This window comes from Bacillus sp. N3378-2at, assembly GCF_033412715.1.
Classification (GTDB): domain Bacteria; phylum Bacillota; class Bacilli; order Bacillales; family Bacillaceae; genus Bacillus; species Bacillus subtilis.
In genome coordinates this window covers 3,779,193-3,805,577 of sequence record NZ_CP117986.1, presented here as the reverse complement: position 1 = coordinate 3,805,577, position 26,385 = coordinate 3,779,193, and the positions used below count along the sequence as shown (strand labels likewise).

Here is a 26,385-nt window from a genome sequence, read left to right as displayed (position 1 = left end):
GCAAATCATAATGTTTGACATCCTAAATAAAACAGAGTACATTATATAAGGCGAACATTTCATATATTATACTTTTAAATATTCGTTTTTAGGAGTGAAAACCATGGAAAACGTATTTGATTACGAAGATATTCAGCTAATTCCTGCAAAATGCATTGTAAATAGCCGTTCAGAATGTGATACATCCGTACGTTTAGGCGGACGTACATTTAAATTGCCCGTCGTCCCTGCCAATATGCAGACGATTATAGATGAAAAACTAGCGATTTCATTAGCCGAAAATGGCTACTTTTATGTGATGCACCGATTTGAACCTGAAAAACGGATTGATTTTATTAAAGATATGAACGCACGCGGGTTATTCTCTTCTATCAGCGTGGGCGTCAAAGATGAGGAGTATGAATTTGTCCGCCAGCTGGCAGAAGAAAATCTGACTCCTGAATACGTGACAATTGACATTGCTCACGGGCACTCAAATGCTGTCATTGAAATGATCCAGCACCTTAAAAAACATTTGCCGGACAGCTTTGTTATTGCTGGCAACGTCGGAACGCCGGAAGCGGTCAGAGAGCTTGAAAATGCGGGAGCGGATGCCACTAAAGTCGGCATCGGACCGGGAAAAGTATGTATTACGAAAATCAAAACCGGCTTCGGCACAGGCGGCTGGCAATTAGCGGCGCTGCGCTGGTGTGCCAAGGCTGCCAGCAAACCGATTATCGCGGATGGCGGCATCCGCACCCATGGCGACATCGCAAAATCAATCCGATTCGGCGCAACGATGGTCATGATCGGTTCACTATTTGCCGGACACGAAGAATCGCCAGGCCAAACGATCGAAAAAGACGGAAAGCTTTACAAGGAGTACTTCGGCTCAGCCTCTGAATTCCAAAAAGGCGAAAAGAAAAATGTCGAAGGCAAAAAAATGCATGTGGCGCATAAAGGCTCAATCAAGGATACACTGATTGAAATGGAGCAGGATCTTCAATCTTCTATTTCTTATGCAGGCGGAACAAAGCTTGACGCCATCCGCAATGTGGATTATGTGATTGTGAAGAATTCCATTTTTAATGGGGATAAATATTAATCATAAAAAAACGCCAAGTCAGCGGTTCTCCGCTTGAGTTGGCGTTTTCTGCTACTTCTTCAGCAAAGTAAGCTTATATTTGCTTTTTGAATTTATTTTCCATCAGTTCTGCCATTTGTTTTGCATTTGGATTTTCTTCATTTTGCAACTGTTCAATAATGTTCATATAATCCGTTTCATTTCGGTTCTGGCTTAATTTATATGCCGCTTGAATATCTTCCACCTTAATCTTAAATCCAACGATACCTTTCAATTCACGTTCTAAGAGTTTTGGAGAAAGCTTATCCCATAAAACAGGATTGTCACGATGTTTTTCGTATTTCTCCAGCATGATTGTTAATTCTTCTGCTAATTCATCTTTCTCTAACATACTTGCTTTTCCATACATGTGGACAGCCTGATAATTCCACGTCGGAACATTTTCGCGCGAATACCAGGAAGAAGAAATATAAGCGTGCGGTCCCTGAAACATCACAAGCACATCTTCACAGGCTTCAAACGTTCTCCACTGAGGATTTCCATAAGCGAAATGCCCCGTAATATAGTAATGATCGTCTTTTTTATTGAATCCTAACGGCAAATGTGTGGCAATTGGTTTTCCTTGTTCTGTTGTGACAACCGTACCAAAGGAGTTTTCTTGTACAAAATTCCAAATTTCTTCAGCATTTGTGACTTTAAAATATTTTGGAATATACATCATCATCCACCCTTCGAAAAATATTATATGAGTGTTTTAGCCATGATTAAATCCGTTTGTTCTTCATCACCCATATAAAAAGAGTGGGCGCCGGTCTGAACAAACCCCATTTTCTTATAAAAGGCAATGGCATTTTCATTTTTTTCCCACACACCTAGCCAAATGTTCTTTTTATTACGTTCCAGCGCAATTTCTATCGCTTTATTCAACAGATGTTTGCCAAGCCCATGTTTTTGAAAGCTGTTCTTTATATAAATTCTCTCGATTTCAAGTGATTCAGCACCCATTTCTTCAGACTGAGCATCATCGATATTGACCTTTACATATCCAGCGATTTCATAATCAAAGTAAACAAAAAAGAATTGCGAAGACATATTGCATAACTCTTTTTCCAGCTGCTCAGTGTTAAATGCGCTTTCTAAATAGGCTTTCATATTTTCAGGTGAGTTCTGTTCTTTAAAAGTGTCATTGAATGTTTCAATACTCAATTGTTGAAGTGTTTGTAAATCTTCCCGGCTGCATTTTTTCATTTTTACACTCATTGTTCGGATTCAGCCCCTTTATTTAAAATTCAATTGTCTTGTGTCCCTTTTATATATTTAAACACGGAACACATACTGACCTTGTTACCATTCCAAAAATCTTCTTCATCACCAACTCCCTATCGTGATTTTGTTGTAAATGCAATAAAATATACTCCGCATTAAATATATCGTAACTTTGCTGTATTTACAACAAAAATCAAACAACAAAGCAGCGTTTCTCTTGCCGAAGTTCCCGGAACTCTCTGCATCATTTCCCCATAATAAAAACGCCTCCCTTAACGATGATTTATCGCTAAGAAAAGCGTCAGTAATAGTTGCTATCCGTTTTTAGTGCTTAGCACTCTTCAGGCTTGCCTGCATTCGTTGCTGTCCTGAACGAAGAACCGCAGCCGCATGAAGCGATGGCGTTTGGATTGTCGATGGTGAAGCCGGAATCCTATCCCCGATGGCCGAAACGCTAGTTTATCAACGTTTAAGCCACGGAAACAGTAACGTTATTGTATTTCACGCTCGATGATTACCGTTTCGATGACGGTTTTTTTCGTTATCCACATATTACACAATTTTCCCGCATAAGACAAGCGTCGTTGTCCACGTATAAATAAAAAAAACGCCCCATCCAGTTAAGGACGGGGCTAATCGCGATCACTAAGTGCCAAGTATTTCGCGTTTCTTTACTTCGTATTCTTCTTCCGTGATTGCGCCGGAATCTTTTAGCGCTGCCCATTTCATAAGCTCGTCGGCATCACTAGACGTACTAACTGGCGATGAAGTCTGCGCTTCCTCGATGTATTGGTCGATTAACGCTTTACACTTTAAGAAATCGGCATAGTACTTTTTCCGAACCATCATTGTGTTTTCGTTTTTGGCCGCGTCTACGGTCCACTTTCCGGAGGCCTCTTTTCCGCCGCTGAATATAAATGAAATATACCCCGCGACCAACTTACCGGGCTTTTTCATTTCGACTGCGGAGATCGCCCTTATGCGAATTTCTTTTTCTTTTCCTGCGTGATATGTACCTGGTGCATGTTTTATCGTTATTTTCGTTGGTTCGACTGTTATGGAACCGGTATCGCATCGATATGTTGTTTGTTCCCCCATCTTATCGCCCCCAAAGTATTCCTCTTATCCTTTATATCGGTAATACGTACAGTAGCGCAAGTAGTTTCTAAAATTTCTTAAAACGAAGCTTAAAGGCGGCCTCCCAACCGCCCTGCTTCGTCTTCTAACGCCATCACCCCTGCATCAGATTTTTAATCGAAATTTTCCGTCCTTGTTCCACACTTACAACACGCTCGGTTCTGCGCCCGATCTCTTCGCTATCCATCACGGTCACAAGTTCGATATGCACCGGCTGCCCCTCGTCTGGTTTCGCCACCGACGCTTCGAAGGCGTGTTTAACCTTCGCCATCTTGCCGCCTGTCAACGCCATTGACGGATTATACGCGTAGTCCTGTGCGTCGATCATGGCCGCATTTGCCATTGCGTCTGCCGCCGATTGAACAGCTCCGATATTACGTTCGATACCGACCGCTAAACCTAGCGGTAAGAACTTACCGACTTCGTCACGGAATACACGAGAAGGCGAGTGAATACCGAAGAAGCTTTTGATTCCCTCCGTAATGCTGTCGGCAAAGTCGCCGATTTTCCCGAGAATCCAGTCCTTCACGGAGTTAATACCGTCCCATAAGCCTTTAATCAAATCGGCCCCTGCGTCGAACACTTTGCTTACGTTATCACCGATTGCGCCCGCTAAGTCCATAACTATTTCGAGACCCATTTCTAAGAGATCCGGAATTGCCTTCGCTAAACCATCGATTAGCGCAAACAACAACTGCAGACCTAAATCGATTAGATCGGGTATGAATTTTATGATAGTAGCGATAAGCTCGCCTAAAAGCGTAATCGCGGCCGAAACCAATTGCGGTAGTGCCTTAATCAATCCGTCGACTAGCGCAATAATCAAATTAACGCCTGCTTCGATGATTTTCGGTAAATTGTCAATCAGCGCCTGGACCAAGCTGACGATTAAGAACAGCGCCATTTCGATTAGCTTCGGAAGCATCGTAATAATTCCGTCGACCAAGGACGTTAAAATTTGGATGCCAGCTTCGAGTATTAACGGTAGATTCGTTGTGATCGCCTCAATTAGCGCCATAATAAGCTGGAGCGCCGCCTCGATTAATTGTGGAAGAACCTGGATTATTCCGTTAATCAGCGCATTCAAAATCTGGATGCCGGCCTCGATGATCATCGGCAGTAACGTAACAATTGTCGTAATCAACATCGTTAGTAATTGCGTTGCCGCCGTAATAATTGCCGGAAGCGCAGAAACAATTCCTTGAATCAGCGACGTGATGATTAAGATGCCCGCACCTAGAAGCATCGGCAAAAGCGTTGTGATCGATTGGACCAACGTCGTTATGACCTGCGTAATGGCCGTTAGAATATTCGGAAGCGCCTGCGTAAGTCCGGATAGAAGTCCTGTTATAATCTGAACGCCTGCCTGCGCGAGCTTCGGTAGATTCGTAGTGATCGCGTTTACGACAGAAGTTACGAGATTAACGAAGCCGTTTAGGAACGTCGGCAGGTACGTCTGCAGCCCTTGCTCGATTGCTGGCAAGAAACGTGTTCCTGCAATAATTAGGCCGGGAAGTCCTCCAACCAGCATGCCTACGATTGTCGGAATGTATTGCGCGATAGAACTGAAGTCGCCCTGAAACGCTTTATTGACTGCGCTTATCAAATTCGTAATCGCGTTCTGTACAGCCGTAGCGCCTGCGATGATTAGCTTGACGACTGGTTCCGGAAGAATTTGACGCAACTTATCGGCTCCGTTTACGAAGTCGCCCGTTAAAACCGTTGCTAGTCCGCTAAATAGTGTCTTCAGTGTCGCAATGGCCGGTGCTAGCTTTGCGCCGATCGTGTTCGCCAAGGCTTCTAGCTTAGTGCGGATGGCTTCGTTGTTTTTGATTAACAACGCGATGGCTGCGATTGCCGCGACGATTGCTCCGGCAATGAGTGCGGATTGACCGAGCAATAACAGTAAGGCTCCGCTCGTCATTCCCATCGTAGTTGCAAGTGCTGAAAATGCCGTTACTATGGTACCGGTTGCTGAAATAAGTGATCCGATGATTGCGATTGCCGCACCGGTCAACGCAATGAAGCCGGCTAATCCTCCGATAATTAGACCGCTTACCGCGACAAAGCGCTTTGCGCCTTCGCTTAAGTTATTGAACCAGTTAATCAGATCAGTAATTTTATCCGCGAGAGATTGCACAAACGGAGCAAGCTCGTCACCTATCATAATAGTTAACGTTTCGAAGGCCCCGCCTAAGTTTTCAAGCGCGCCGCCGATTCCCTGTTTCATTTTCTTACCGGCTTCTGCCGCGGCGCCTCCGGAATTCTCCAGGGCTTTCGTGAATTCTCCGAGTTTTGCAGGTCCGGCAGAAATGACCGCCATCATCCCGGATACTGATTCCGTACCGAATATCCGAGCAAGTGCAGCGCCTTTTTCTGCTTTTGTCATACCTTCCATACTCTTCTTTAATTCGGCGACAATTTGCTGAAGCGTTTTAAATTTGCCGTTACTATCCGTAGTTGACACCCCAAGCCGCTCAAGCATTGCAGCCGCTGCCTTCGGAGGATCTACGAGACGTAGCAAAGAAGCCCGTAGCGTTGTACCGGCTTGAGATCCGTCAGCTCCGGCGTCTACCATGATACCGACTGCTGCCGAAAGTTCTTCCATAGATATGCCGAGTTGATGAGCCGGCCCCGCAGCGTATTTCAACGCATAAGACATGTCGCTCATACCTGCGGCCGACTTGTTCGCTGTGACCGTTAAAATGTCTGCAACCTTTGTAGCATCGCTGGCCTCCATACCGAACGCGTTTAGCGCGCTTGTTACAGTGTCCGACGTAAGCGCCAGGTCCTCGCCAGAGGCTTCAGCCGCCTTTATGATCCCGGGCATAGCTGCGATTACTTGATTAGCGTCAAAACCCTTCGCCGCAAGTTCTGTCATCGCTTCCGCTACTTCCGAAGCTGATTTCGACGTGGTAGCGCCAAGATCTAGGGCCGCGTTTCGCATGTCGTTAAACTGCTCCTCGCTTGCTCCGGCGATTGCGCCCGCTTTTCTCATTGCCGTATCAAAATCAGCCGAAGCCTTAACCGCTCCTGCCAGTCCTCCGACGGTTGCTGCGGAAATTACTCCGAATCCCGCCGCGACCGTCGCTCCCATGCTGGCCATTCTCGATCCGAATTCCGTTAAGCTTTGCGTTGATTGTCTTAGCCCTTGCGTAAGATCCGTTATGTCTGTTCCAATTCGGACGATAATCGATTGATCTGCCATTATACGAACCTTCTCAAGTATTCGGCGTAAATTTCTCTTGCTCGGCGGTCATACTGTGCACCTTTGTACGCGTTACCTTTGGCTATACACTCGTAGCCTTTACGAAGTGTGCTTAAATACAATTTAGCATGACTGACATGTGATTCGAGGTCCTCATCGACTTCCATCCGTTGAAGTGTATATTCTGTTTTTCTAATAAGTGATACGGCTTCCCTTGCTGCTTTACGGAGCTGTCCTCGTCTCTCGGCGTTTTCTATCTGAGGTAATACTTCCGCATTATACTTCTCTGTGCAGCTAAACATTAATTCATTGATGTCTTTTGCTGTAAACATGGTATCTCCCCTTTTTTTCAAATAAAAAAGACGCCCGATAAAAGGCGTCTCGATATCTATTGAATTTCCCCGCGTCTCCATGCACGATTTACTTCGAGTTCAATAATCCCATATTTGTTATTACCGTATCCTCTATCCGTATAGATTGGATGGTGAATATGAAAGCCAGGCTCGTTCGCTTTCGCTGTGCTTCCGTTAACACCTATCTCACGCGCTAGATCGTAAAATTTCTCTTGTCCATCGACCATCAACAAGTCGTGATATGCTTTCGCAGCTTCCAGATACTCTTGCTTTGCGGCTGCAATTCGTTCTAGCGCTCCGTCTTCCTTCGCGGTTTTATTGGCAACGATCTCCTTTCGTGCAAGTTGTAGTATTTCGGTCTGCATGTCGGTAATTTGAGCCGTTTTCGAACGGAAAACTGCGTCCCGACGTTCACTGGCACCGCCTGCTTCCAGACGAAGTTCCGTAACTCTCCGTCTAGCTTCTTTCTCTTTCGAGCGATTCTCCTCCGAAGGTTCCTCTGCCAGCGCTTCAATTGCCGCCGCGAGGTCCTGTTCTGCCGCGGTAAGTTCAGCAGACACTTTTTCGTTATGGGCGCGCATCCTTTCGTATTGAGTCGTGTACTTTTCTTGAAGCGCCTTTAATTCGGTCACCTTATCCGAAAGTTTCTTTGAAAATTTCATATTAATTCCTCCTACCGTATTGTTTTATGGATATTAAAAAATCGATCGCGAATCATCCGCCATCGTCCCTTGATCGTTCTATTTTGCTCTAGAGCGTCCAACGCCTCGTCTAACACCGCGACCTCCTGCCAAGCCGCATCGTCACTGACGAATTCACTCGCAGCCAGTTCATGTGATGCAAAACGTTTCAGCAGGCGGTTTGTCGTCTGGCATAATTCCGGATACTTTTGCTCGTCGATTCCCATCGTTTCGAACATGATTGGCTGCATTAACGGGTGATCGACGATTACCTTGAGCGAAATGACGCCTTCCATTTTAGCCGCCGCCCTCAAAGCCCGTTGAAGCGCAATATGGCCGCAGTATGACGTGTCCTGCCGACGTCTTCCGGACGCAACGAATACGCCGGACGCCTGAAGCCCTTCGTAATTGTGGAGCGCGTACGAATAAACTGTTGTGCGATCGTCGCTGGCCTGCGTTAAATACAGCGTGTAGTTCACTCCGCTTCCCCGCTTTCAAGCGCCTGGATACGAGTGTCGATTCGCATTAATTCCGCAGCTTCCTGACCGGAGCCGGCGTACCCCCTATAATTCGCTTTCTTTTCCTCATATAGACTCCGCAGTTCCTGCGCGGTCATCCCTTCGTATGGATCTGAAGGTCGTCCGGCCTCGTAGTCGCCGTCTGAAATTTGCGTAGCCAGGTCTATGACCGCTCGTCTTGCGTTCCGATACTCCGATTCGGTAACAGTTCGGAAAGGCTTTAATGTACCCTCGTACTTAATCACCGTTTGTTTCGCATCAATTAGCTGCTGTTCTAATTCAGATCGTTTTGCTTTCCATTCATTCATTCTCCATCGTCCTCCTTCTCGGCTTTTAATAATTCGGCCTCGTACTCGTCGACCGGTATTTTCACTGTCCCATTCACCACGAACGCGTTCTTAGCGCCGTAATGACATGCTGCGTCGGCTGCTGCATTAAATAACTGCCGACTAAATTCCAGATCCGTTGCTTTCTTACTGCGGGTAACAGTCGAAAACGCGATTACTCCGCCTTCCTGGTCCGTTACTTTATATGTGCCTCTTTCTTCGTCCAGCTCGATAAAAGCCTGACCGTCCGGAAATAAGTCGGAAAAAGGACCGGTTAGAGATTCGCGAATGTATGATGAGTCAGATTCGCCGTAACTTCCGTAATGATTGGTCATTTTAGATACGCAGTACATGCGCCTTCCTCCTTTTGGTAAGCGATTTTGGGCACTTCGCCAGCATTCCGGCAGTAAAAAAGCGCCTGTGACACGAGTAAGTCTCGGTGACAGCCGCTAATCCTTCGCAATATTTCACCTGTTTCCGCGTCAACCGTGAGCACTTCGTCAGGTTTTACATAAACAACAACTCCATACAAGCAAATACCTCCTCAAAATAGGTGTAATGAACAGATTTCCGTTGAAAATGATATGAAAATAGCCGGCTGATTTTCTTTCGAATAGGAATAGTTGTGCCGACTAAATGAAGGCTTGTAGCCTCTTATTTTGTTAAAAATTTGATAGTCTCGTATTGAACATTCTTTCTGCTGCGCGCCTCTGTTCAATCGGAATTTTAAAATGCACACCGATTAACCGACCGTTTTTAATATAATCCGCAATAATATGCCAATCTTTTTTGTAACGTTTCACCCGACGGATAAGCTCTCTGTCTTCCGTATAGCCAGCGATCCACCCTTTCCGTAATTTCCATAGTTCATTGCGTTCCATACGTAAAAACCTCCATATAAAAAAGCCACCCTCCGCCCGGTAACGAGCATCATCGGATGACCTTCTCTAGTTTATTTAGTTAAAAAGCGCCTTGATTGCAGCTAATGTATTCCCTTTACCCGCATACACAACTCGCGGATTCAGTATCGTCTTCTTCTTTCTGCGATCGCCGCTGATTTCAAAGAAACCAAATACCGGCTTTCCATCGTATTCGATCTTGTTAAGTGCTGCCTTAAATCGGCTAGTATCTTTGTACCCGAGTAGCGCCGCTAATTTGTCGAGTGGAATAGGCTCGACTAAATCCTCGTTCGACTCATTCGGATTGTACGCGATAATATTAAAGTTAAAGTTAACAAACGGCAAAACAGCGTAAATAATTGCGAGCTGCTTTATTGTCCTCCCGTTATACATTTCGTATAAGTCTCGGACCGTATCGCGAAACAATCGCGTATATTGCATATCTCTCGTTATCTGTTTAATATCGGAGTGATTTCCGCGGTAGAATACCGCCGAATTCATAAAAATGCTGTCGCCTTCCTCGCGAAGAACGGCCTCTTTTTTAAGATTTTCATAGAAGTCTTTAAATTTATTCGGGCTCATGCCTACAAGCTTTTTAAGACCGGATCTATTAATCGGTTTCCCATTATCATACTTTAACTGGCCGTCTCCCCATCCTGTGTATGTCCCGATAAACATCAACCGTGCCAAGTCAGATTGATTAAGTGATTGAAATTGAGACTCCATAGTAACTCTTGCATTAAAAAACGCCGTCACAAAGCCGCCATTCTCGGACACATGCGCTGTTAAGTTGTCTTTTACTTGAAGCGCTCTGACTTGTTCTTCAGTTGTTTTAGTGACCACCTCTACAAGATGAGAAACGTCAGTTCCGTTTTTATTGTAGATTCTCCCGTCCTCGATTACCGCATTTTCCTTTACCGCAAAGATATCTCTCTTGGTCCCATTCGATAAGTTCATCCACTGGCGTTGTTCAGCAATTCGATTCCCCATCCTCAAACATCCCCTTTAGTCTTTGAATAGTTTCGATTTTATCTGCATCTAAATCAAAAACGCGCTCAAGCCGTCCTCTCATCCTTTTAGACAGCCTTCTTTCCCCTCTTTCAATCATTGCAATAAGTTGTTGCGAGCAGTCCAAACGGTCAGCAAATTCGTTCTGCGTCATCCCGTACGCAAGACGAATCATCCGCATTGTTTTTGGAGTCATTTTCGTCCTCCTTTCAAATTTGTTATAGTTTCACTACATTTTTATCAAATAAAAAAGCACCACTCGATCCAGTGGCACAAACTAATCCTCTTTTAAGGTATAGACAGCTAAAGAAATTATACGGTACTATCGCTAAGTCGTCGTATTAATACTTTCATAACGTATAGACAGCTGAAGAGGTAAAAGTCACCGTGCTACTCGTTACAAATTTAGCTCTCCTAATACGAAAAGACAGCTAACGAACAAAAACGTGTATATTTTCCGTTAAGTTTTACGTAGCTTTACGTCCTCTATAATACATAGATAACTAACGGTGTAAATGTTGATACATATTCGCTAAGTCTCCGAAATTAATTTCGTTAGGTTAACGTATTTCTCATTACGTATAGACAACAAAACGGGTTAAAATGTAGGGTATGTACCTAACAATTTTAGCATCCTATTACGTATAGACAGCTAACGGGGGTAAAAGTCACTATATTACCGTTAAGTTTCTGTTTTTTTCGTTCCCATAACGTAAGACAGCATATCGAGGTAAATGTTGACGCAATGTTCAATCCTTCTATTACGTATAGACAGCTGACGAGGTAAATTGGTATATAGTCGGCATATCAGAAACAACTCTAAAAATACCCTGTATTTCGGGTGAGAAATTAACTAAATACCCTGCATTTCGGGTGATTCACATAATGAGGCCTACACTTAGAGCCGCAAGGAGTACAGCCATTTTCTTTCTTTCCGGTATATCTTAGTCAGTCGTGTTCATCTTTAGATATAACGCAATCCATGCACTAGACTACCCGACATTTAAAACATAGCAACTCCTTCAAATTCAGTCGTTGCAGATATTTATAATCGCGATAAAGGTACTTAAATAAAATAACTGCGGACGCCAAAGCCACGGTTTCAAGTGGCGAAGGCGAGCCGCTATGGTTTACTTCTCAGCGTCTTACTTCGATTAATCTTTCCGGAACCACGTACGCAGCCCCGGACCGCCCTTCTATTACGTATGTGCCACCGTCTGCGTTGCGTCTTAGTATCCTGCCGGTCATGGCTTCTGCTGACATCCACGTCAGCCCTTCCGCCTTAACGCCCCAATACCGAACCGTCTCGCCTACTTCATACATTGCCAGCGCCTCCGGTGAAGAACAGACGCACGAACTGCGCGACACTCATATTCGCTAATTCCCGACCGTCGAGCTTCTTTAGGGCCGCCGTCGTCTTAGCAAACTCGAATGCGAATGATGCCGGGTGGACATCGTCGTATAGGTGATAATCGTCATCCTTCCGCGTTAGGCCGCCAGTGTCGTAAAACGCAAACCTGCCGTCGCCCCACGCATCAAAGTCGCATAATGCTACCGTATCTGCTGCGATAAGATAGGCGTCATGAATTTCTTTATATGGGAAGTCTGTCGATCCGTGTCGAACTAGCCGTACTTTTTCCATTTCATTTCCCCCTCGAATTTTGGTTCCGTCCGCAATCTTAGATATAAGGTACAAGAGCACGCTCTAATTCAGTCCGTTCTTTTCTGAGTGCTGATCTATCTTCGTGCAGTCGCTTATTATCTGCGCAAAGATCCGCTAAACGGCTGTTTAACGCTGCAGCCTCTTCGGTACCCGCGTCGATTAATTCGAAGCGCACTTTAGCTATTTCGTAACTATTTTCGTGAAAAGCGAGTTCAGCTTCGCACCATTTGCGGTGGATCTCGTCTCTTTTCGCGATCAGAGTCTTTTTAGTCGACTCCTTAAGCGATTGGCAAACCTCTTCCGATAAGTTGTGCGGTGACTGTAGCGCGTAATCAATGGGGAAAACGTCCAGTACGGTGCCGTTCTCTGCGATTACAAGGCGCACTCTTTCGTTATAGTTGTCGTAAACGGCTTGGCTACCGCTTGTTGATTCGAGTAACCAAACGAATGAAGACCCTTGTGCATATTTAATTAATGCGTTCGGTGCCTGCGCATTTGTAAGACCAAGACGAACTACCGCGTTTTTTACTGCTGATCGAGAAACGTTATATTTATTCATTATCGAACCCTCCGAAGTTGTTGTTTTGAGCGTCGGAATCCTCTTTCCAAACCGCCCATGCCATGCAGCCTAAGATAAACACTACGATTACTGCGGATATTTGAAATATCCATCCGAAATCGACTGGCATATCATTGACCTCCATTCAATTTTCCGAAGGTGTTCGTATACTGTTCGCCTTGTAAAATCCGTTGGCAACGGATAAAATACAAAATAAGTAACTAAACCTTCGGGTTATTTTTTGGTTGCTTGAAAAATGCTGTTATGTGAGAGTAACAGCAGACGGCAAATACGATTACTCCGCCAAGAGTGTAGATATCGTACTTGCATATCTTCTAACTGATTTTGATCGGGTCGTCCTGCGCCAACAGGGCGGCCTTTTTGTTTTACTACGTTCGCCAAAACGTTTTTTAAATTATGAGTACGCCCGCCAATTTTTATCAGCGGGCAGTGTTTGTTTCTACGCCCCTGGGCTTATCTCGGCCACTTTAAATTCAGACTTCGCCTCTTGCGTTGATGCCTGATCATTTTTGTTAAGATACCCGAGCGATATTAATACGGCTCCAATGGCTAAAACAGCTAACAACTTCTTCTTCAAAATTAAACTCCACCTTTTCATTTAGATTTATCGACTTAAGTGCCTCTACTTGCGCTGAGTCGACTCCAAAACACGCAAGGTCATCGGCTATTAAATTAGCAAACAAGAAATTCTTTCGACTAAAAAAGTATTTATAACCCTCATAAAGTTTTGACAGTGAGTTCTCTAACCGATATTCAAAGTACTTTATGAAATCCGAATCACTTTTAAATTGCATTCTCTCCGCAAAACCTGCCACACCTTTAATGGACGCCCCTTCTTTTACTTCATAGTACAGGCGTGCTAGTTCTAAGTGCATTCTGGATTCTTCAATCAAATCAGAACGTTCTATCTCCTTCATCAGTTCGTAACTACGTTCTAAACTCTTTAAACAAACCTCCTTATCTCTACCCAAGTACGTCATCCCAATACAATAATAACCATCCGACATAGTTTTGCTGCTGATATTACTGTAAAGTAGAATTTTCGCAAATTTGCGTGAAGCTTCAAAATTATTAAAATGCAAGTGGACCGGCATTAACACTTCCGCCAACCGGTATATATAGCATTGTCTGAAAAAAGCGCTTCTGTCTTGACCTATGTTTTGTATTTCTTTTTCGATTACATTTGCCATCTGAAGAATGCCTAGAAAGTCCTTTTGGTAATAGAGTAAATAACATTTGTAGATATCCACTATAATCGCGAGGTTTTTATCCTTCGAAATTCGAACCTGCTTAAGCAAATCGTACAAGTCTAAGAAAGCAATCTCCTTCTTCATAAATTTATAAATTAAGCTGTAAATCCCATAGTACGCACTCAATGAATCGTCGCCTTCTGCATTGTCTAACAAGTCACCCAAAAGTGCGATATCTCTTTTTATTGCTGCGTATTCAAAGGCGTGTTTTATACCTTCAGTGGTGGTAAGTAAGTGACACCATTTAGTCATTTTTTCATGATAATCCGCGCCGTTACAGACTTGGGCGATTTTGAGCATAGTTATAAAACCTATAGTTCCACGATTTTTTATTTCATAAATACTACGCGCAGAAACTCCGGCCATGTGGGCAACCTCTTTGTAACTTAAATCGCTGTCTTCAATCAAGTTCAGAATTTCATCAGATAAACTTTTCAACCTTTTCCCCTTCTTCCTCGAAATGATTGTACATCCAGAAACGAATAGAAAAACTGACGGCAATAGTTTATAATTTCCTTCGTACAGCCCGATATAAAGCTTTTGCGGAGGTGCTTAAAGGTGAAGTATAAACCCGGAAGGTGTTTACTTCGCGACCGGCTGCATGAGCGAGGGCTTACGCAGACGCAACTTGCGGACAAATCGGGATACGATAAGAGTCATGTTTCCAAGTACGTTCTAGGAAAGCAGGAAATGACACTTAGTACCGCTAAAACCTTCGCCGTAATCATCGGGTGTTCAATCGATGATCTCTACGAATGGGTTCCGCAAGATTAAACAGTCGCTGACGGGATTTTAAGCATCGCCCGTCAACCGCATAGTGGCCGATGTCAGCCACTCCGAAACAAAAGCGCACAAACGTTCTCGTCTTGTTCTATATATTACCTGACTATTACGAATAGTTCAGTCGATTTATGTCGAAAGTCACAAAAATTTTAGAGGTAATTGTTTACAAATATGTCGAAACGCTACGATACTGCCTTCTTCTGAGCTTTTCTTTCGGCAACCGCGAGCATGAATTCAAGAACCGACATACTTGCGAGCTTTTCGATCGGTACATCAGAGAGCCACCCATCGTCGTATACATCGTGTAAGACGTTATCATTGTCTCCGATCTCCCACGCGCCAGGATTGCCGGCCATTTCGTAAAGCATAATACCGCAGCCTTCTTCATACCCAATCGCCAAGTTACCGCCAACGTGAACGAGCTGTTTATCCTTCCGCAAGTCCTTACCTTCTCCTGCGTAGTCATATATAACGTACTCAGCCGGAATAAGGCTGCTTTGTTTAATAACGTTTGTCATAATGGATCATCCTTTCGTTTTGTGGCGTCCGACGACTACGCTGCCACCGAACGCCGGTTTGTTTTTCATCGGGACAGCAACTTCCACACGATCAACCCGCAATATACGACCGCGGTGCCTATTCCGATGAAGTCTAAAACAGAAAGTGCTGCGAAATTCATGTTCGCGATCCAGAAGCAAAGGGCAACAATTAGAAACAATTCGATTGTATTAATCTTTTTCATATGTGGTATAATTGATTGAACAGCCGGGGCTTTCGCCCCGTCTTGGTTACTTGCGACGTTTCTTCTTGGAGGGAGAGCGTCGCTTTTTGCTTTTCGTCTCTTTTCGCATCTTGTTTAGTTCTAGCAAGAGTTTAAAAATGGTCAGCCAAGATGCAGTAATAACGGAAAGCTTTGTTATCAGTTCAATCAATCTTCTGTCCTCCTTTCTGTTTACTGGAAAGACTTTGTGTTCCGTCCTTCTGATACCATAATACACTTTTGTGTAGTTTTAGTCAACACATTTGTGTATTTTTTCTATACTTTTTTGTATTATTTTTAAGCATATATGTTATAATAAGTGCATAAGCAAAGCAAGTATTTTCGGAGGTATTGGAATGTCAAAGAAATCTCTCAATTTGAAGCCAAATTATAAACCGTTAGAAATGACTTTATTAAAGAAAGACATAACAAAGAAACAACTCAAGGATGATCTACGTATTTCCCCGACAATAATGGCGAAGTTTTCAGCCGGAGATTTTGTTTCACTGAGTACAATCGCGTATATTTGCGAATACCTAGATTGTCCGATTGAAGAAGTTGTCCAGTTCGAACGTATAAACGACGCTGAATAATCGGCGTCTTTTTTATGCCTTCGATAGGTCAAAGTGAATTTTTGATATGCGCGTTTAAAATGTGCCTGGAACGCCGGCTCTGGCTCGGACCTCCCCCACCCTTTTCGCGCAAATAAAAAGCCGGCCATTTGACCGACTATAACGAGAAGTCTTCTAATGTCGCTTGTACCTCATCGTCTGTTATTCCGATATATTTGAGCGTTATAGATGGCGCGGAGTGATTGAATAGCATCTGAAGTGTTGCGACGTCTTTGTTGCGCTTGTAATGATGGTAGCCAAACGTCTTGCGCATCGTGTGCGTACCAACATCATCCCGACCGAGCATGTCCGCTGCCTTCGTGAGTACGCGATATGCTTGCGTTGTTGATATATGGGCGTTCCCTTTGCGGCTTGGGAATAGATACTCTGCGTCATCCATTCCGTATGTATATTCGTTTATCTCGTCCTGTAACGCTTTGTTTAAGTAGAAGCGCTTTACCTTCCCCGTCTTCTTCTCGCGTGTTATTACGTGTTGTTTGCCGCGAACATCTCCGACTTTCAACGGAACAATATCGCTAACCCTTAGTCCGGTGTTAATGCCGAATACAAAGAGGAATCTATCGCGTTCTGTTCCGAACCTTCTGAGCGCCCATTTCATATCGTTTATTTCGTCTATAGTGCGAAGTGGCTGCACGTTCTTTTCATCCATTTTAATACCTCCAATGTACGAAAACGTATCTTTATTTATACGTTATCACATCGGTTCTTTAAAATCAACGTTTTGAATGTACGAAAATATCTAAAATCATACATTGGCGAATATTTTACATCCGTAAAAGCAGATGCGCGATACGCTTGGGCTTACGTTACTTTTACGTTTCTTTACGTAAAGTTTTGTAAAGCGTTTGGAGGGTCGCGCGTGAGGAGGCGAAGGCTGGCAAAGATATGACTTGATTGTCTCATCGTGCGACGAACAAGCCGACCTTCTCGAAGACCTCCCCGTATCCTTAACGTACGAAATCGCACGGCCATCCGCCGAGTCAACTCTCGTCAAATCTCGCATCAAACAAACGATCCAGCATCCGATCCAGCACACCGTTATAGTAGCCGGCAAGATTACGTATAGCTTTCCGTTTAGTCGCGATAAATGTTTGCCGTACGGCTTCCAGTCCGATTTCTTGAAGCGTATCGGCAGCATACACGCCTTTTAAATACGACGTATGCGCAAGGTATATACCGTACAGCTTGCTCGTTAATTTCCGATCGCTGACAAACGTATTGACCGCAGACTTAAACGCAGCATACGTATTACGTAGTAACTTTAATTTGCTTTGAGAAATAATAGCTTCGTCTTTCCGTTTCGGCGCTTCCGGCTTTGTCTCCGCTGGCTTTTCGGCTTCTTGACGGGGTAACACGGACGGGGTAACATCGGCTTTAGTCGCCGGCAGGATAACGTACATATTGGCGCCGTTGCCGCCGGATACTGGCCGATACTTTATTTCTTTGCGGATAATGCCGAGATTGATTAGTCGTTTAATGGAGCGAATAACGGTTACGCGGTGCTTGCCGATTAGTTCTGCGATAGTTGCGAGCTTCAGATACGCCACGCCTGGCGTTTTTACAGCATGACGAGACAACACCTTAAGAACCTCGATTGCGGCAGGTGTTAGATCGGATTTATTGCGGTATATGTGCGTGCGGATGGCGCCGTTAAGCTCGTCCACTGAACGGAACGACGCCATTTTAGAGGCTTCTTTCGTGTACATTCGGTTTCTCTCCTCGATAAGAGACGACAACCGTTACGGAAAATTAGGCGCACTTAAATAAACGTAGACAAGTACGCTTTTTTCCGATATAATGAACACAGGGTTAGGGCGTTCAATTTATCGGTTTTCCGATGGGTTGACGTTCTTTTTTTTTTTGTTTTTATATTCTTTTTCTGCGACTATCTCTAATCGCCATTAACGGCGAACCTTCATCGTGTGACCTTCTTAAGTCCTCTGTCGAAAGTTGTACATACCTCCGAAGCGTTCTTATATCTTTCCAGCCACCCATTTTTTGAACTGTGTAAATGTCTATCTTCTTGTCTACGATCATGATTTTAGCCCAAGTATGTCTATAAACGTGCGCGGTGACTTTCTTTGTCTTTATTCCTGCTCTTTCTGCGTAAAACTTGAGGCGCTTATTAAAATGATTAGTCGTGAGTTGATCTCCTAGACTGGATACAAAAACCGAGTTAGTATCGAAGTGGGCGCGATTCTCTTCAATGAGCTGCTTCAAAAGCTTTGCGCAATATGTTGATATAGGCACAATTCTAAAATAGCGCCCCTTAGTTCTACCGCCGCCTAAGACTATTTGCGGAGCGCTGAAGTCAATCTCATCTACGGTTAGTCCCACAAGTTCGCCTATTCTTAGACCGGAATCAAGTAAGAGGCTAATTCCTACGTAGTCTCTAAACCCGACAAAATCACGTTGCTCCGGCTGCTCTAGTATCCTCGCGACCTCTTCATTTGTGAAATTGTTCGTCATATCAACGTCCTGTTTAATCAGTTTTAATCGCTCAACCGGATTCGGATCGATAAATCCCTCGGCGTATAAATAGTTAAAATATGCCGTAAGCGTGCGAATCGCAATATTTACCGTAGTTTCAGATAATCCTACCGGCTGTTTTGTCGCATCGATATTCGTATGGCCTTCATAGCGCCTTCTCTCGTAGCGTAAGTAATGGATATATGCGCGTAAATGCTCGATTGTCACGTCGTTCACATACTCCATATCTTCGTATTTTTGCGTTAGCCACTCCGTGAAATATCTAACGATCTTTTTGTAATCGATTATCGTCCTTTCACGTAAGCCCTCCGCAATCTTTCCCGAGATAACAATATCTGTCGCACGGTCAAACGTAATATTCGGAAGTTCTCGTTTAGTTGCTGAAGTATAACGCGCACGTATTCGCTTCGTTCCTTTAGCCATAAAAAAACGGCCTCCTTTTCGATGAATGAAAATCACCGCAAGGAAACCGTAATAATCGAGAAATAAACGACCTCTAATGGGTTGTTATTTGTCGCGAGATACTAACGTTTTTTACCGAAATTATTTTGACAATCGTTAATCATTCGCCTGGCCGACCGTATAGTTTACCGTTAGCACTCTTCAGGCTTGCCTGCATTCGTTGCTGTTCTGAACGAAGAACCGCAGCCGCATGAAGCGATGGCGTTTGGATTGTCGATGGTGAAGCCGCCGCCGAGCATGGATTGTTTATAATCAATCACGGTGCCGTTCATGATGTCAAGGCTTTCTTTGTCAACTAGAACAGTGATGCCGTGCTGATCAAACACACTGTCTGATTCACTCTTTTCATGCTCAAAGCCCATGCCGTAAGAAAGTCCGCTGCAGCCGCCGCCTTTGACGCCTACACGCAGAAACGCGTTTTCTTCTTCATGCTCTTTCATCATATCTTTTATATGCAAAGCTGCTGCTTCTGTAATTGTTACCGGGTTGCTCATCATTGTGAACCTCCTTTTAAAAACCGGTTGCTGTCTTTTATTATAAACATGATCGTTCCAATTCTCAAACAAGGTGTTTTACAAGAAATAGACACCCTCACAAACGGTTTCAGCCGGCCCTGTCATCATTACATGGCCGTTATCTTTCCAGTTTATCACCAAATCCCCGCCTGCTAAATGCACCGTGATGTCTTGATTTCGCTTTGATACGCCGTTTAATACAGATGCGACTGCCGCTGCACATGCTCCTGTCCCGCATGCCTGAGTAATCCCTGATCCCCGTTCCCAGACGCGGAAATGCAATTCTTGTTCATTCACGGTTTCAACGAATTCCACATTGATGCCTTCCGGAAATCTCGGATCTTTCTCAATCACCGGCCCCAGTGTCGTTAAGGGTGCCTGTTCAATGTCTGCGATCGGAAAAACGATATGCGGATTTCCCATTGAAACGGCAGTGCCTGTTAGTTCTACTTCACCAAATGCCATCGTTTCATTGATTGTGTGCTCTTCCCCGCCGTCAAGCATCGGGAGCTCGGATTTTGTCAAGCGCGGTTCGCCCATATCGACAGTGACCACATTCACTTTTCCGTTTTCGACTTGAACCTCCGCTTTCACAAGCCCGGAGAGAGTTTCAATCAGAAAAGATGTTTCCTCAACCAGCTTATGCTCATATGCGTATTTTGCGACGCAGCGCAGGCCGTTGCCGCAGTTTTTCCCTTCAGATCCGTCATTATTAAAAATCCGCATTTTAACAGGCGCTTGGTCTGATGGGCATATCAGGATCATTCCGTCGGATCCGATCCCTGTATAAACAGAAGAAACCTGAATTGCAATCTCTGACAGTTTTTCTTCTGGAAGCTGTTCTTCAAATTGATTCACATAAATATAACTGTTTCCCAGGCCGTGCATTTTGGTAAATCGAAATGAGTTCATAGGTGCCTCCAACTTTTTTTCTTTTTCTTAGTATAAAAGCTATTATAAGCGGACACAATACAATTATCCCCCGTTTTTCATACATAAAAGCTCCTTGCACTGACGCAAGGAGCTTTTATCGTTTATATAAACATGCCGGCAATGGCTGCGCTGAGCAGATTGGCTAATGTTCCTGCAAGAACAGCCTTCAGGCCGAGACGCGCGATATCTGAACGGCGGCTGGGTGCTAATCCGCCCAGCGTACCAAGCATAATCGCAATTGATGAAAAATTGGCGAATCCGCATAACGCGAAACTGATAATGGTAGCAGTTTTCTTAGAAAACTCGCCGATGTGCGGACCGAAGTTAGAATAAGCGACAAACTCATTCAGCACCAATTTCTGACCGATATAGCTTCCCGCCTGCAATGCTTCATGCCAAGGCACGCCAATCAAAAAGGCGATAGGAGAAAACACATAACCGAGAATGGATTCTAATGTTACGCCTTTTAAACCGAACAAGCCGAAAGCCCCGCCGAGAATACCGTTTACTACAGCGATTAACGCAACAAACGCAAGCAGCATCGCCCCAACGTTTAACGCAATTTGCAGTCCTGTTGACGCTCCCTTTGCAGCTGCGTCAATGACATTGGCTGCGCCTTCGCCTTCATCCATTTTGAAATCGCTTTTTACGGTTTGCGTTTTTTCCGTTTCGGGTATAATCAATTTACCAAAGACTAGTCCAGCTGGAGCAGCCATAAAGCTGGCCGCCAGCAAATATTCAATCGGAATACCAAGAAGCGCGTACCCAAACAAGGTAGATCCCGCAACTGCCGATAGACCGCTCGTCATAATCGTAAACAACTCAGAGCGCGTCAGCCCGGCAATCAGGGGTTTGATCACTAACGGAGATTCTGATTGTCCTACAAAAATATTGGCAGCAGCCGCCAGAGATTCCGTTTTGCTTGTTCCAAGGAGCTTCGACAATCCGCCGCCAATGACACGGAAAACGAGCTGCATGATTTTCAAATGATATAAAACTGCAATCAGTGCTGAGAAGAAAATGATAACGGGCAGTACACTTAATGCAAATGCCGGACTGTCTCCGACCTTTAGAAGCGGTCCAAAAATAAAACTGATGCCTTCATTCGCATAGTCAATCAGAAGCTGTACACGGCTTGAAAACCATAAAAAAACAGCGCGTCCCGCTTCCCATTTCAACACGATGTATCCAAACGCCACCTGTGTGCATAAACCAACGATGACGGTTCTTATCTTAATATTGCTTTTCTTTTCTGAAAATAAAAACGCGATAGCAATGATCGCAACTGCGCCCAGCAGCCCCCACAGAACATTCATGAATACTCGTACACCTCTTAAATTTTATTTTAAAAAATATCTTTTTTACGATAACAATAATATTTTTTGATGTCTACACATTTTTTTAGTTCTTTTGTACGGCAAAATAAAAAAGGGCCTGTCCAGGCCCTTTTCTTTAAAACATTGGATTTTCTTCAATAAAGGTATATATATTCTCAACAAGCTCAGCAGGCGTTTCACCCATGACGACTTCTCCGTTTACCAGAGCGAAAAGCGATTCCATGCATGTCCCGCAGTAGCTTAAGCAGCCATATTCAAGGACATCAAGGTTGGGATCCTTCTCCAAAATCGCCCGGGCTTCCTGAGAGCCGTGAGCCAGATTGCTGACACAAAATTCAATCATTGGATTCATGCGGTTTCACCTCACATATGTCCATTATCGCGAATTTTTCACTATTCGTCAAAGACAACGGATGATTCAAAATTTATTATCGTAACATATTATTTCTCAAATAACGTTTTACTAATTTGTGTTTTCAGGCTAAATTGTAGGTTATTTTGAAACTATTATTGTGATTTTAGATCAAATTCGATATAATTCTAGATGTTATTTTACATAGTTCGTATTTTCTTCAATGTATCTATCATACTCTTCGGATTAAAGGGGAATTCAAATGAAAAAATTGGTCTTGATCGGCGGAGGTTACGGGAACATGCGTGTTCTTCATCGCTTATTGCCAAACCAGCTGCCTGATGATGTTTCAATCACGTTAATTGACAGAAATCCTTATCACTGCTTGAAAACAGAATATTATGCCCTTGCCGCAGGCACAATTTCTGACCATCATATCAGAGTGTCATTCCCAGAGCACCCTCGCCTGGATGTCCAATACGGTGATATCACATCAATTGATATTGTACAAAAACAAGTGCTGTTCCAAGATCGTGAACCGATTTCTTACGATGACGCCGTAATCGGGCTCGGCTGTGAGGATAAATATCACAACGTGCCGGGAGCGCCTGAATTCACCTACAGTATTCAAACCATCGATCAGTCCCGCGAAACCTACCAAAAGCTGAATAATCTGAGCGCTAATGCCACCGTCGCCATTGTCGGAGCGGGCTTAAGCGGCGTTGAGCTTGCAAGTGAATTGAGAGAAAGCCGTGATGACCTGAACATTATTTTGTTCGACCGCGGTAATCTCATTTTATCAAGCTTTCCCGAGCGTTTAAGCAAATATGTGCAAAAATGGTTCGAAGAGCACGGTGTCCGCATTATTAACAGGGCAAATATCACAAAAGTAGAAGAAGGCGTTGTGTATAACCACGATGATCCGATTTCTGCAGACGCCATCGTGTGGACAGCCGGCATCCAGCCAAACAAAGTCGTCAGAGACTTAGATGTGGAGAAGGACGCACAAGGGCGTATTGTATTAACGCCTCATCATAATCTTCCAGGTGATGAACATCTGTACGTTGTCGGCGATTGCGCCAGCCTTCCTCATGCACCGAGCGCCCAGCTGGCAGAGGCTCAAGCAGAGCAGATTGTCCAAATCTTGCAAAAACGCTGGAATGGGGAAGCCCTGCCTGAATCAATGCCTCAGTTTAAGCTGAAAGGCGTCCTCGGTTCACTCGGAAAAAAAGCCGGCTTCGGGCTTGTTGCTGACCGTCCGCTGATCGGCCGTGTTCCGCGTATGCTGAAATCCGGCTTGCTGTGGATGTATAAACACCATAACGGTTAATGATAGAGAAGAACCGCTGATCAAGTCAGCGGTTTTCTGTATACCCATGCTTCTCCATTTCCTCATAAACGTCTTTTAATTTTGGATTGCCTTCACCGACAATTTTGTCTTCTACGAGCACAAGCGGATAAAAATACTCGTCATTTCTGATTTTTTCCGCAAGCTCTTTCGCATGTTCATTGTCAGGCGGCTCATAAATATCGATGTACTGCATTTCAAAAGGCTGATTTGGATATTTTCTTTTCAGCGCAGCCTCAAGCCACTCGTATGTATCCTTGGCTGTCGGCATATTGACACAGCTCGCACACACGGTTTCTGCCCCGTATACGCTTAGCATGACTGGTTTCATCACTGTAAACGCCCCCTTCTCCTATGCAAGTCCTTTCTTTTAAGTATACAGAGCCAAAGGGCGTTTTTATAGAAAAAAACCGTTTTTGTGTTGAAGTCTGAATGTGCTATAATAGGGAAAGCAACTTTGCAAACCAAACAATAGATTTTTATTGTTACACTGAATATAATGGTTTTATGACGACGAAAGGAGCGAATGTCATGACTGAAGTTGAAATGAAAGAACAGGTGCAGGAAGTACTGGACAAACTTCGTCCGTTTTTACTTCGTGACGGCGGTGACTGTGAGCTTGTAGACGTAGATGAAGGTATCGTTAAGCTTCGTCTTCTAGGCGCATGCGGCAGCTGCCCAAGTTCAACGATTACGCTGAAAGCCGGAATTGAGCGCGCTCTTCTAGAAGAAGTGCCGGGTGTCGTTGAAGTAGAACAAGTCTTTTAATAAAGCAGCCAGGCTGATATTTGATCAGCCTGGCTTTTTTTATTAGAGATATTGGTCAAACCATGAGCTGATATAATTCAGGCGCTTGATCCGCTGTCTTGGGTGTCCGGTGCGTGACAAATTGTGCGATGCATTCGGAAAACGGACAAGCTTGGTTTCCTTGCCCATTTTTTTCAGAGCGATAAACAGCTGCTCCGCCTGCTCGATCGGACATCGGTCATCCCGCTCGCCATGCAGTATCAAAAGCGGTGTCTCCACGTTTGCTGCGTATTTTAAAGGAGACCGGTCCCAGAGCTTTTCTGTGTCCTCAAACATGTCATGCTCAAGCTGCCAGTCTGTAAAGAAATAGCCGATATCACTGACGCCGTGAAAGCTGATCCAATTTGATATCGAGCGCTGGGTAACGGCAGCTTTAAAGCGGTTCGTCTGCCCGACGATCCAGTTGGTCATAAAACCTCCGTAGCTTCCGCCCGTGACACCGAGCCGCTTAGGATCAATATGCGGATCTCGTTTGATAGCCTCATCCACAGCCTGCATCACATCGTCATAATCCTTTCCCCCATAATCTCCTCTGACCGCATTCACAAATTCCTGCCCGTAGCCGTGGCTTCCTCTCGGATTGATATAAACGACCGCGTATCCTTTCGCCGCCAGCACCTGAAACTCATGAAAATATGTATGTCCGTACATCATATGCGGACCGCCGTGTATGTTAAGAATAAGTGGATATGTTGTCTCACCTTCCATTTGTGCAGGCCTCATCAGCCAGCCGTTCACCATCACGCCGTCTTCTGTAGCATATTGAATCTCTTCAGGTATTGATATCGTATGCTCCCTGACAAACTTGTCATTCGCGCCAGTCAGCTGTTTCTCTTCCTGTCCAAGCGGGATACTGTAAAGCTCACTCGGTCTGTCCGGCTTTGTCACACTGGCAATAAAGTGCTGTTCATCAGGTGAAAGAGAAAAGCTATTGATGTACTCTTTTTCCAGACGAATCGGATACACAAGGCCTTCAATCGAAATATAATAGATGCCCGTACTGCCTTGATCTGTGCCGATGACATAAAACCCTTGGCTGTCCTTTGTCCAAATCGGGCGCTGTTCAGCACCACCGATCAATGAATCTCCAATCAGCGCATCCGCTAAATGAACGTCCAGCATCTCAGTAAGACATGTGAGGCGGCCTTGTTCGATATCATAGAGCCACGCCTTTGAGAGCGTAGCATTCTTATATTCCTTTTCATTTCCAAGCAAAGCAAGATACCTTCCGTCTGGTGAAAATGAGCTTGATCCGAATGAGCCGCGATGAGGTGTAACCTGCTTAAGATCTCCAGACTCCAGTGACATTATGTAAACATCATGCGGCTTGCTGGCATCATCTGTTTCAGTTAAATTAGCTGAGAAAACAAGCCATTTGCCGTCAGGAGAAAAAGCAGGATCACCATGATCAGCTTTGTGACTTGTCAGCTCTTTCATCTCACCCGACTTTACGCTGACAAGCACAAGCTGGGCATACGCACCTCTCGTCAGCCCTTTGCCGTCCCGTTTGTAGGAGAGGCCTTGCACTTCAACAGGTTCATAGCTGTCCTGCTCTGTTTTTTCTCGGTCATCAATGTTTCCTCCCTCTCCCAAACTGACAGTGACCAGAATCGATTCGCCATCCGGGGACCATATTGGCTTTGACACGCCATACGGGATATCAGTCAGTTTTCTCGCTTCTCCGCCTTCAGCGCTCATCATATACAGCTGTGCCGCATCGCCTTCTCGATCAGAAATAAAGGCAAGCGTGCACCCGTCCGGAGACCATCTTGGGTCGGTGCTTCGCTTTTCTCCATGTGTCCAAGGAACAGACCCGCCCGTTTTCGTTTCATAGATCCATATATTTGATGTATACGAATCTTTCTCTTGATTCACTTGTGATTTTACATATGCGGCACGGGTGCCGTCTGGGGCGTATTGAGGATCTGTCACAGAGACAATCGCTGTGATGTCGTCTGCGGTTATCAGCTTTTTCATATTCATCTCCTCCTTTTTACATGTATTTCGTTTTTCTA

At 44.5% G+C, this 26,385-nt stretch carries 34 protein-coding genes and 1 pseudogene; 5 read left to right on the top strand and 30 right to left on the bottom strand.

Annotation, left to right across the window (positions count from 1 at the left end; translation table 11 throughout):
* Window positions 1-103: 103 nt before the first annotated feature.
* On the top strand, window positions 104-1,084 hold the full coding sequence (gene guaC, locus PUN35_RS20405) for a GMP reductase (protein WP_014480732.1): 981 nt from the start codon (window positions 104-106) through the stop codon (window positions 1,082-1,084).
* A 73-nt stretch (window positions 1,085-1,157) separates the two neighbouring features.
* Here the strand turns inward: guaC and paiB are convergent, their stop codons facing one another.
* The 19 genes and pseudogenes from paiB to PUN35_RS20310 all read right to left on the bottom strand — a co-directional run bounded on the left by paiB (window position 1,158) and on the right by PUN35_RS20310 (window position 14,389).
* A complete protein-coding gene (gene paiB / locus PUN35_RS20400; RefSeq protein WP_014480733.1) occupies window positions 1,158-1,781 on the bottom strand; it encodes a protease synthase/sporulation negative transcriptional regulator PaiB in 624 nt (207 codons plus the stop codon).
* 23 nt (window positions 1,782-1,804) lie between these two features.
* On the bottom strand, window positions 1,805-2,323 hold the full coding sequence (gene paiA / locus PUN35_RS20395) for a spermidine/spermine N(1)-acetyltransferase (protein ID WP_014480734.1): 519 nt from the start codon (window positions 2,321-2,323) through the stop codon (window positions 1,805-1,807).
* A gap of 337 nt (window positions 2,324-2,660) precedes the next feature.
* Window positions 2,661-2,756: pseudogene (locus PUN35_RS20390) on the bottom strand (iron-sulfur cluster assembly accessory protein); the annotation flags it as partial.
* Window positions 2,757-2,974: 218 nt separating this feature from the next.
* Window positions 2,975-3,427, bottom strand: a complete 453-nt coding sequence (locus tag PUN35_RS20385; RefSeq protein ID WP_014480735.1) for an SHOCT domain-containing protein — start codon at window positions 3,425-3,427, stop codon at window positions 2,975-2,977.
* A gap of 133 nt (window positions 3,428-3,560) precedes the next feature.
* On the bottom strand, window positions 3,561-6,674 hold the full coding sequence (locus PUN35_RS20380; protein WP_014480736.1) for a phage tail tape measure protein: 3,114 nt from the start codon (window positions 6,672-6,674) through the stop codon (window positions 3,561-3,563).
* A complete protein-coding gene (locus PUN35_RS20375) occupies window positions 6,674-7,006 on the bottom strand; it encodes a hypothetical protein (protein ID WP_033881466.1) in 333 nt (110 codons plus the stop codon). Before PUN35_RS20375 ends, PUN35_RS20380 begins: the two co-directional genes overlap by 1 nt.
* Window positions 7,007-7,062: 56 nt before the next feature.
* The gene (locus tag PUN35_RS20370) at window positions 7,063-7,689 is read right to left on the bottom strand and encodes a hypothetical protein (RefSeq protein ID WP_014480738.1); all 627 of its coding nucleotides are present in this window, start codon (window positions 7,687-7,689) and stop codon (window positions 7,063-7,065) included.
* A gap of 11 nt (window positions 7,690-7,700) precedes the next feature.
* Window positions 7,701-8,021: a hypothetical protein gene (locus PUN35_RS20365; protein ID WP_225910695.1), complete on the bottom strand. Its 321-nt coding sequence runs from the start codon at window positions 8,019-8,021 to the stop codon at window positions 7,701-7,703.
* Window positions 8,022-8,182: 161 nt separating this feature from the next.
* On the bottom strand, window positions 8,183-8,533 hold the full coding sequence (locus PUN35_RS20360; protein WP_014480739.1) for a hypothetical protein: 351 nt from the start codon (window positions 8,531-8,533) through the stop codon (window positions 8,183-8,185).
* Window positions 8,530-8,904 carry a hypothetical protein gene (locus tag PUN35_RS20355; RefSeq protein WP_014480740.1) on the bottom strand — a complete coding sequence of 125 codons (375 nt, stop codon included), beginning with the start codon at window positions 8,902-8,904 and terminating at the stop codon, window positions 8,530-8,532. Before PUN35_RS20355 ends, PUN35_RS20360 begins: the two co-directional genes overlap by 4 nt.
* Window positions 8,883-9,083, bottom strand: a complete 201-nt coding sequence (locus tag PUN35_RS20350; protein ID WP_033881469.1) for a hypothetical protein — start codon at window positions 9,081-9,083, stop codon at window positions 8,883-8,885. The genes PUN35_RS20355 and PUN35_RS20350 overlap by 22 nt, the downstream gene beginning before the upstream one ends.
* Before the next feature lie 130 nt (window positions 9,084-9,213).
* On the bottom strand, window positions 9,214-9,432 hold the full coding sequence (locus PUN35_RS20345) for a hypothetical protein (RefSeq protein WP_014480741.1): 219 nt from the start codon (window positions 9,430-9,432) through the stop codon (window positions 9,214-9,216).
* Window positions 9,433-9,507: 75 nt separating this feature from the next.
* Window positions 9,508-10,440: a hypothetical protein gene (locus PUN35_RS20340; RefSeq protein WP_014480742.1), complete on the bottom strand. Its 933-nt coding sequence runs from the start codon at window positions 10,438-10,440 to the stop codon at window positions 9,508-9,510.
* Window positions 10,421-10,654, bottom strand: coding sequence for a helix-turn-helix domain-containing protein (locus PUN35_RS20335; protein WP_014480743.1), 234 nt, complete (start codon window positions 10,652-10,654; stop codon window positions 10,421-10,423). Before PUN35_RS20335 ends, PUN35_RS20340 begins: the two co-directional genes overlap by 20 nt.
* Before the next feature lie 941 nt (window positions 10,655-11,595).
* Window positions 11,596-11,781, bottom strand: a complete 186-nt coding sequence (locus PUN35_RS20330; protein ID WP_033881464.1) for a hypothetical protein — start codon at window positions 11,779-11,781, stop codon at window positions 11,596-11,598.
* Window positions 11,774-12,100 carry a hypothetical protein gene (locus PUN35_RS20325; protein WP_033881461.1) on the bottom strand — a complete coding sequence of 109 codons (327 nt, stop codon included), beginning with the start codon at window positions 12,098-12,100 and terminating at the stop codon, window positions 11,774-11,776. Before PUN35_RS20325 ends, PUN35_RS20330 begins: the two co-directional genes overlap by 8 nt.
* A gap of 37 nt (window positions 12,101-12,137) precedes the next feature.
* A complete protein-coding gene (locus PUN35_RS20320; protein WP_041516551.1) occupies window positions 12,138-12,680 on the bottom strand; it encodes a hypothetical protein in 543 nt (180 codons plus the stop codon).
* Window positions 12,673-12,810, bottom strand: coding sequence for a hypothetical protein (locus tag PUN35_RS20315; RefSeq protein WP_014480745.1), 138 nt, complete (start codon window positions 12,808-12,810; stop codon window positions 12,673-12,675). Before PUN35_RS20315 ends, PUN35_RS20320 begins: the two co-directional genes overlap by 8 nt.
* A gap of 403 nt (window positions 12,811-13,213) precedes the next feature.
* Window positions 13,214-14,389, bottom strand: coding sequence for an AimR family lysis-lysogeny pheromone receptor (locus PUN35_RS20310; RefSeq protein ID WP_033881308.1), 1,176 nt, complete (start codon window positions 14,387-14,389; stop codon window positions 13,214-13,216).
* A 120-nt stretch (window positions 14,390-14,509) separates the two neighbouring features.
* Here PUN35_RS20310 and PUN35_RS20305 point away from each other — a divergent pair, with 120 nt between their 5' ends.
* Complete coding sequence (locus tag PUN35_RS20305; protein WP_017695571.1) at window positions 14,510-14,725, top strand: helix-turn-helix domain-containing protein; 216 nt, start codon at window positions 14,510-14,512, stop codon at window positions 14,723-14,725.
* 191 nt (window positions 14,726-14,916) lie between these two features.
* On the opposite strand, the gene PUN35_RS20300 is transcribed toward PUN35_RS20305, so the two are convergent.
* Together PUN35_RS20300 and PUN35_RS20295 are read right to left on the bottom strand one after the other, a co-directional pair.
* Window positions 14,917-15,252, bottom strand: a complete 336-nt coding sequence (locus PUN35_RS20300) for a hypothetical protein (RefSeq protein ID WP_017695572.1) — start codon at window positions 15,250-15,252, stop codon at window positions 14,917-14,919.
* Between the two features lie 270 nt (window positions 15,253-15,522).
* A complete protein-coding gene (locus tag PUN35_RS20295; protein WP_017695573.1) occupies window positions 15,523-15,666 on the bottom strand; it encodes a hypothetical protein in 144 nt (47 codons plus the stop codon).
* Window positions 15,667-15,850: 184 nt separating this feature from the next.
* On the opposite strand from PUN35_RS20295, the gene PUN35_RS20290 reads away from it, so the two are divergent.
* Window positions 15,851-16,087, top strand: coding sequence for a helix-turn-helix domain-containing protein (locus tag PUN35_RS20290; protein WP_017695574.1), 237 nt, complete (start codon window positions 15,851-15,853; stop codon window positions 16,085-16,087).
* 136 nt (window positions 16,088-16,223) lie between these two features.
* Here PUN35_RS20290 and PUN35_RS20285 read toward each other — a convergent pair whose 3' ends face one another.
* The 7 genes from PUN35_RS20285 to PUN35_RS20255 form a co-directional block, all read right to left on the bottom strand.
* Window positions 16,224-16,775, bottom strand: a complete 552-nt coding sequence (locus PUN35_RS20285) for a site-specific integrase (protein WP_033882127.1) — start codon at window positions 16,773-16,775, stop codon at window positions 16,224-16,226.
* A 331-nt stretch (window positions 16,776-17,106) separates the two neighbouring features.
* Window positions 17,107-17,832: a helix-turn-helix domain-containing protein gene (locus PUN35_RS20280; protein WP_031600865.1), complete on the bottom strand. Its 726-nt coding sequence runs from the start codon at window positions 17,830-17,832 to the stop codon at window positions 17,107-17,109.
* A gap of 160 nt (window positions 17,833-17,992) precedes the next feature.
* Entirely contained in the window at window positions 17,993-19,039 is a 1,047-nt protein-coding gene (locus tag PUN35_RS20275; RefSeq protein ID WP_014480748.1) for a tyrosine-type recombinase/integrase, read from the bottom strand.
* 170 nt (window positions 19,040-19,209) lie between these two features.
* The gene (locus PUN35_RS20270; RefSeq protein ID WP_003244166.1) at window positions 19,210-19,572 is read right to left on the bottom strand and encodes a HesB/IscA family protein; all 363 of its coding nucleotides are present in this window, start codon (window positions 19,570-19,572) and stop codon (window positions 19,210-19,212) included.
* Between the two features lie 78 nt (window positions 19,573-19,650).
* Complete coding sequence (gene dapF, locus PUN35_RS20265; RefSeq protein ID WP_003243745.1) at window positions 19,651-20,505, bottom strand: diaminopimelate epimerase; 855 nt, start codon at window positions 20,503-20,505, stop codon at window positions 19,651-19,653.
* 122 nt (window positions 20,506-20,627) lie between these two features.
* Entirely contained in the window at window positions 20,628-21,842 is a 1,215-nt protein-coding gene (locus tag PUN35_RS20260; protein WP_003228710.1) for a NupC/NupG family nucleoside CNT transporter, read from the bottom strand.
* A gap of 136 nt (window positions 21,843-21,978) precedes the next feature.
* Window positions 21,979-22,215: a YuzB family protein gene (locus tag PUN35_RS20255; RefSeq protein ID WP_003222913.1), complete on the bottom strand. Its 237-nt coding sequence runs from the start codon at window positions 22,213-22,215 to the stop codon at window positions 21,979-21,981.
* Between the two features lie 262 nt (window positions 22,216-22,477).
* Here PUN35_RS20255 and PUN35_RS20250 point away from each other — a divergent pair, with 262 nt between their 5' ends.
* Entirely contained in the window at window positions 22,478-23,545 is a 1,068-nt protein-coding gene (locus tag PUN35_RS20250; protein WP_003228707.1) for an NAD(P)/FAD-dependent oxidoreductase, read from the top strand.
* A gap of 25 nt (window positions 23,546-23,570) precedes the next feature.
* Here PUN35_RS20250 and PUN35_RS20245 read toward each other — a convergent pair whose 3' ends face one another.
* Entirely contained in the window at window positions 23,571-23,897 is a 327-nt protein-coding gene (locus tag PUN35_RS20245) for a YuzD family protein (RefSeq protein ID WP_014477874.1), read from the bottom strand.
* 98 nt (window positions 23,898-23,995) lie between these two features.
* Between PUN35_RS20245 and PUN35_RS20240 the strand changes: the two genes are divergently transcribed.
* Window positions 23,996-24,331: a NifU family protein gene (locus tag PUN35_RS20240; RefSeq protein WP_010886606.1), complete on the top strand. Its 336-nt coding sequence runs from the start codon at window positions 23,996-23,998 to the stop codon at window positions 24,329-24,331.
* Between the two features lie 42 nt (window positions 24,332-24,373).
* On the opposite strand, the gene PUN35_RS20235 is transcribed toward PUN35_RS20240, so the two are convergent.
* A complete protein-coding gene (locus tag PUN35_RS20235) occupies window positions 24,374-26,347 on the bottom strand; it encodes a S9 family peptidase (RefSeq protein ID WP_014480749.1) in 1,974 nt (657 codons plus the stop codon).
* Window positions 26,348-26,385 lie beyond the last annotated feature (38 nt).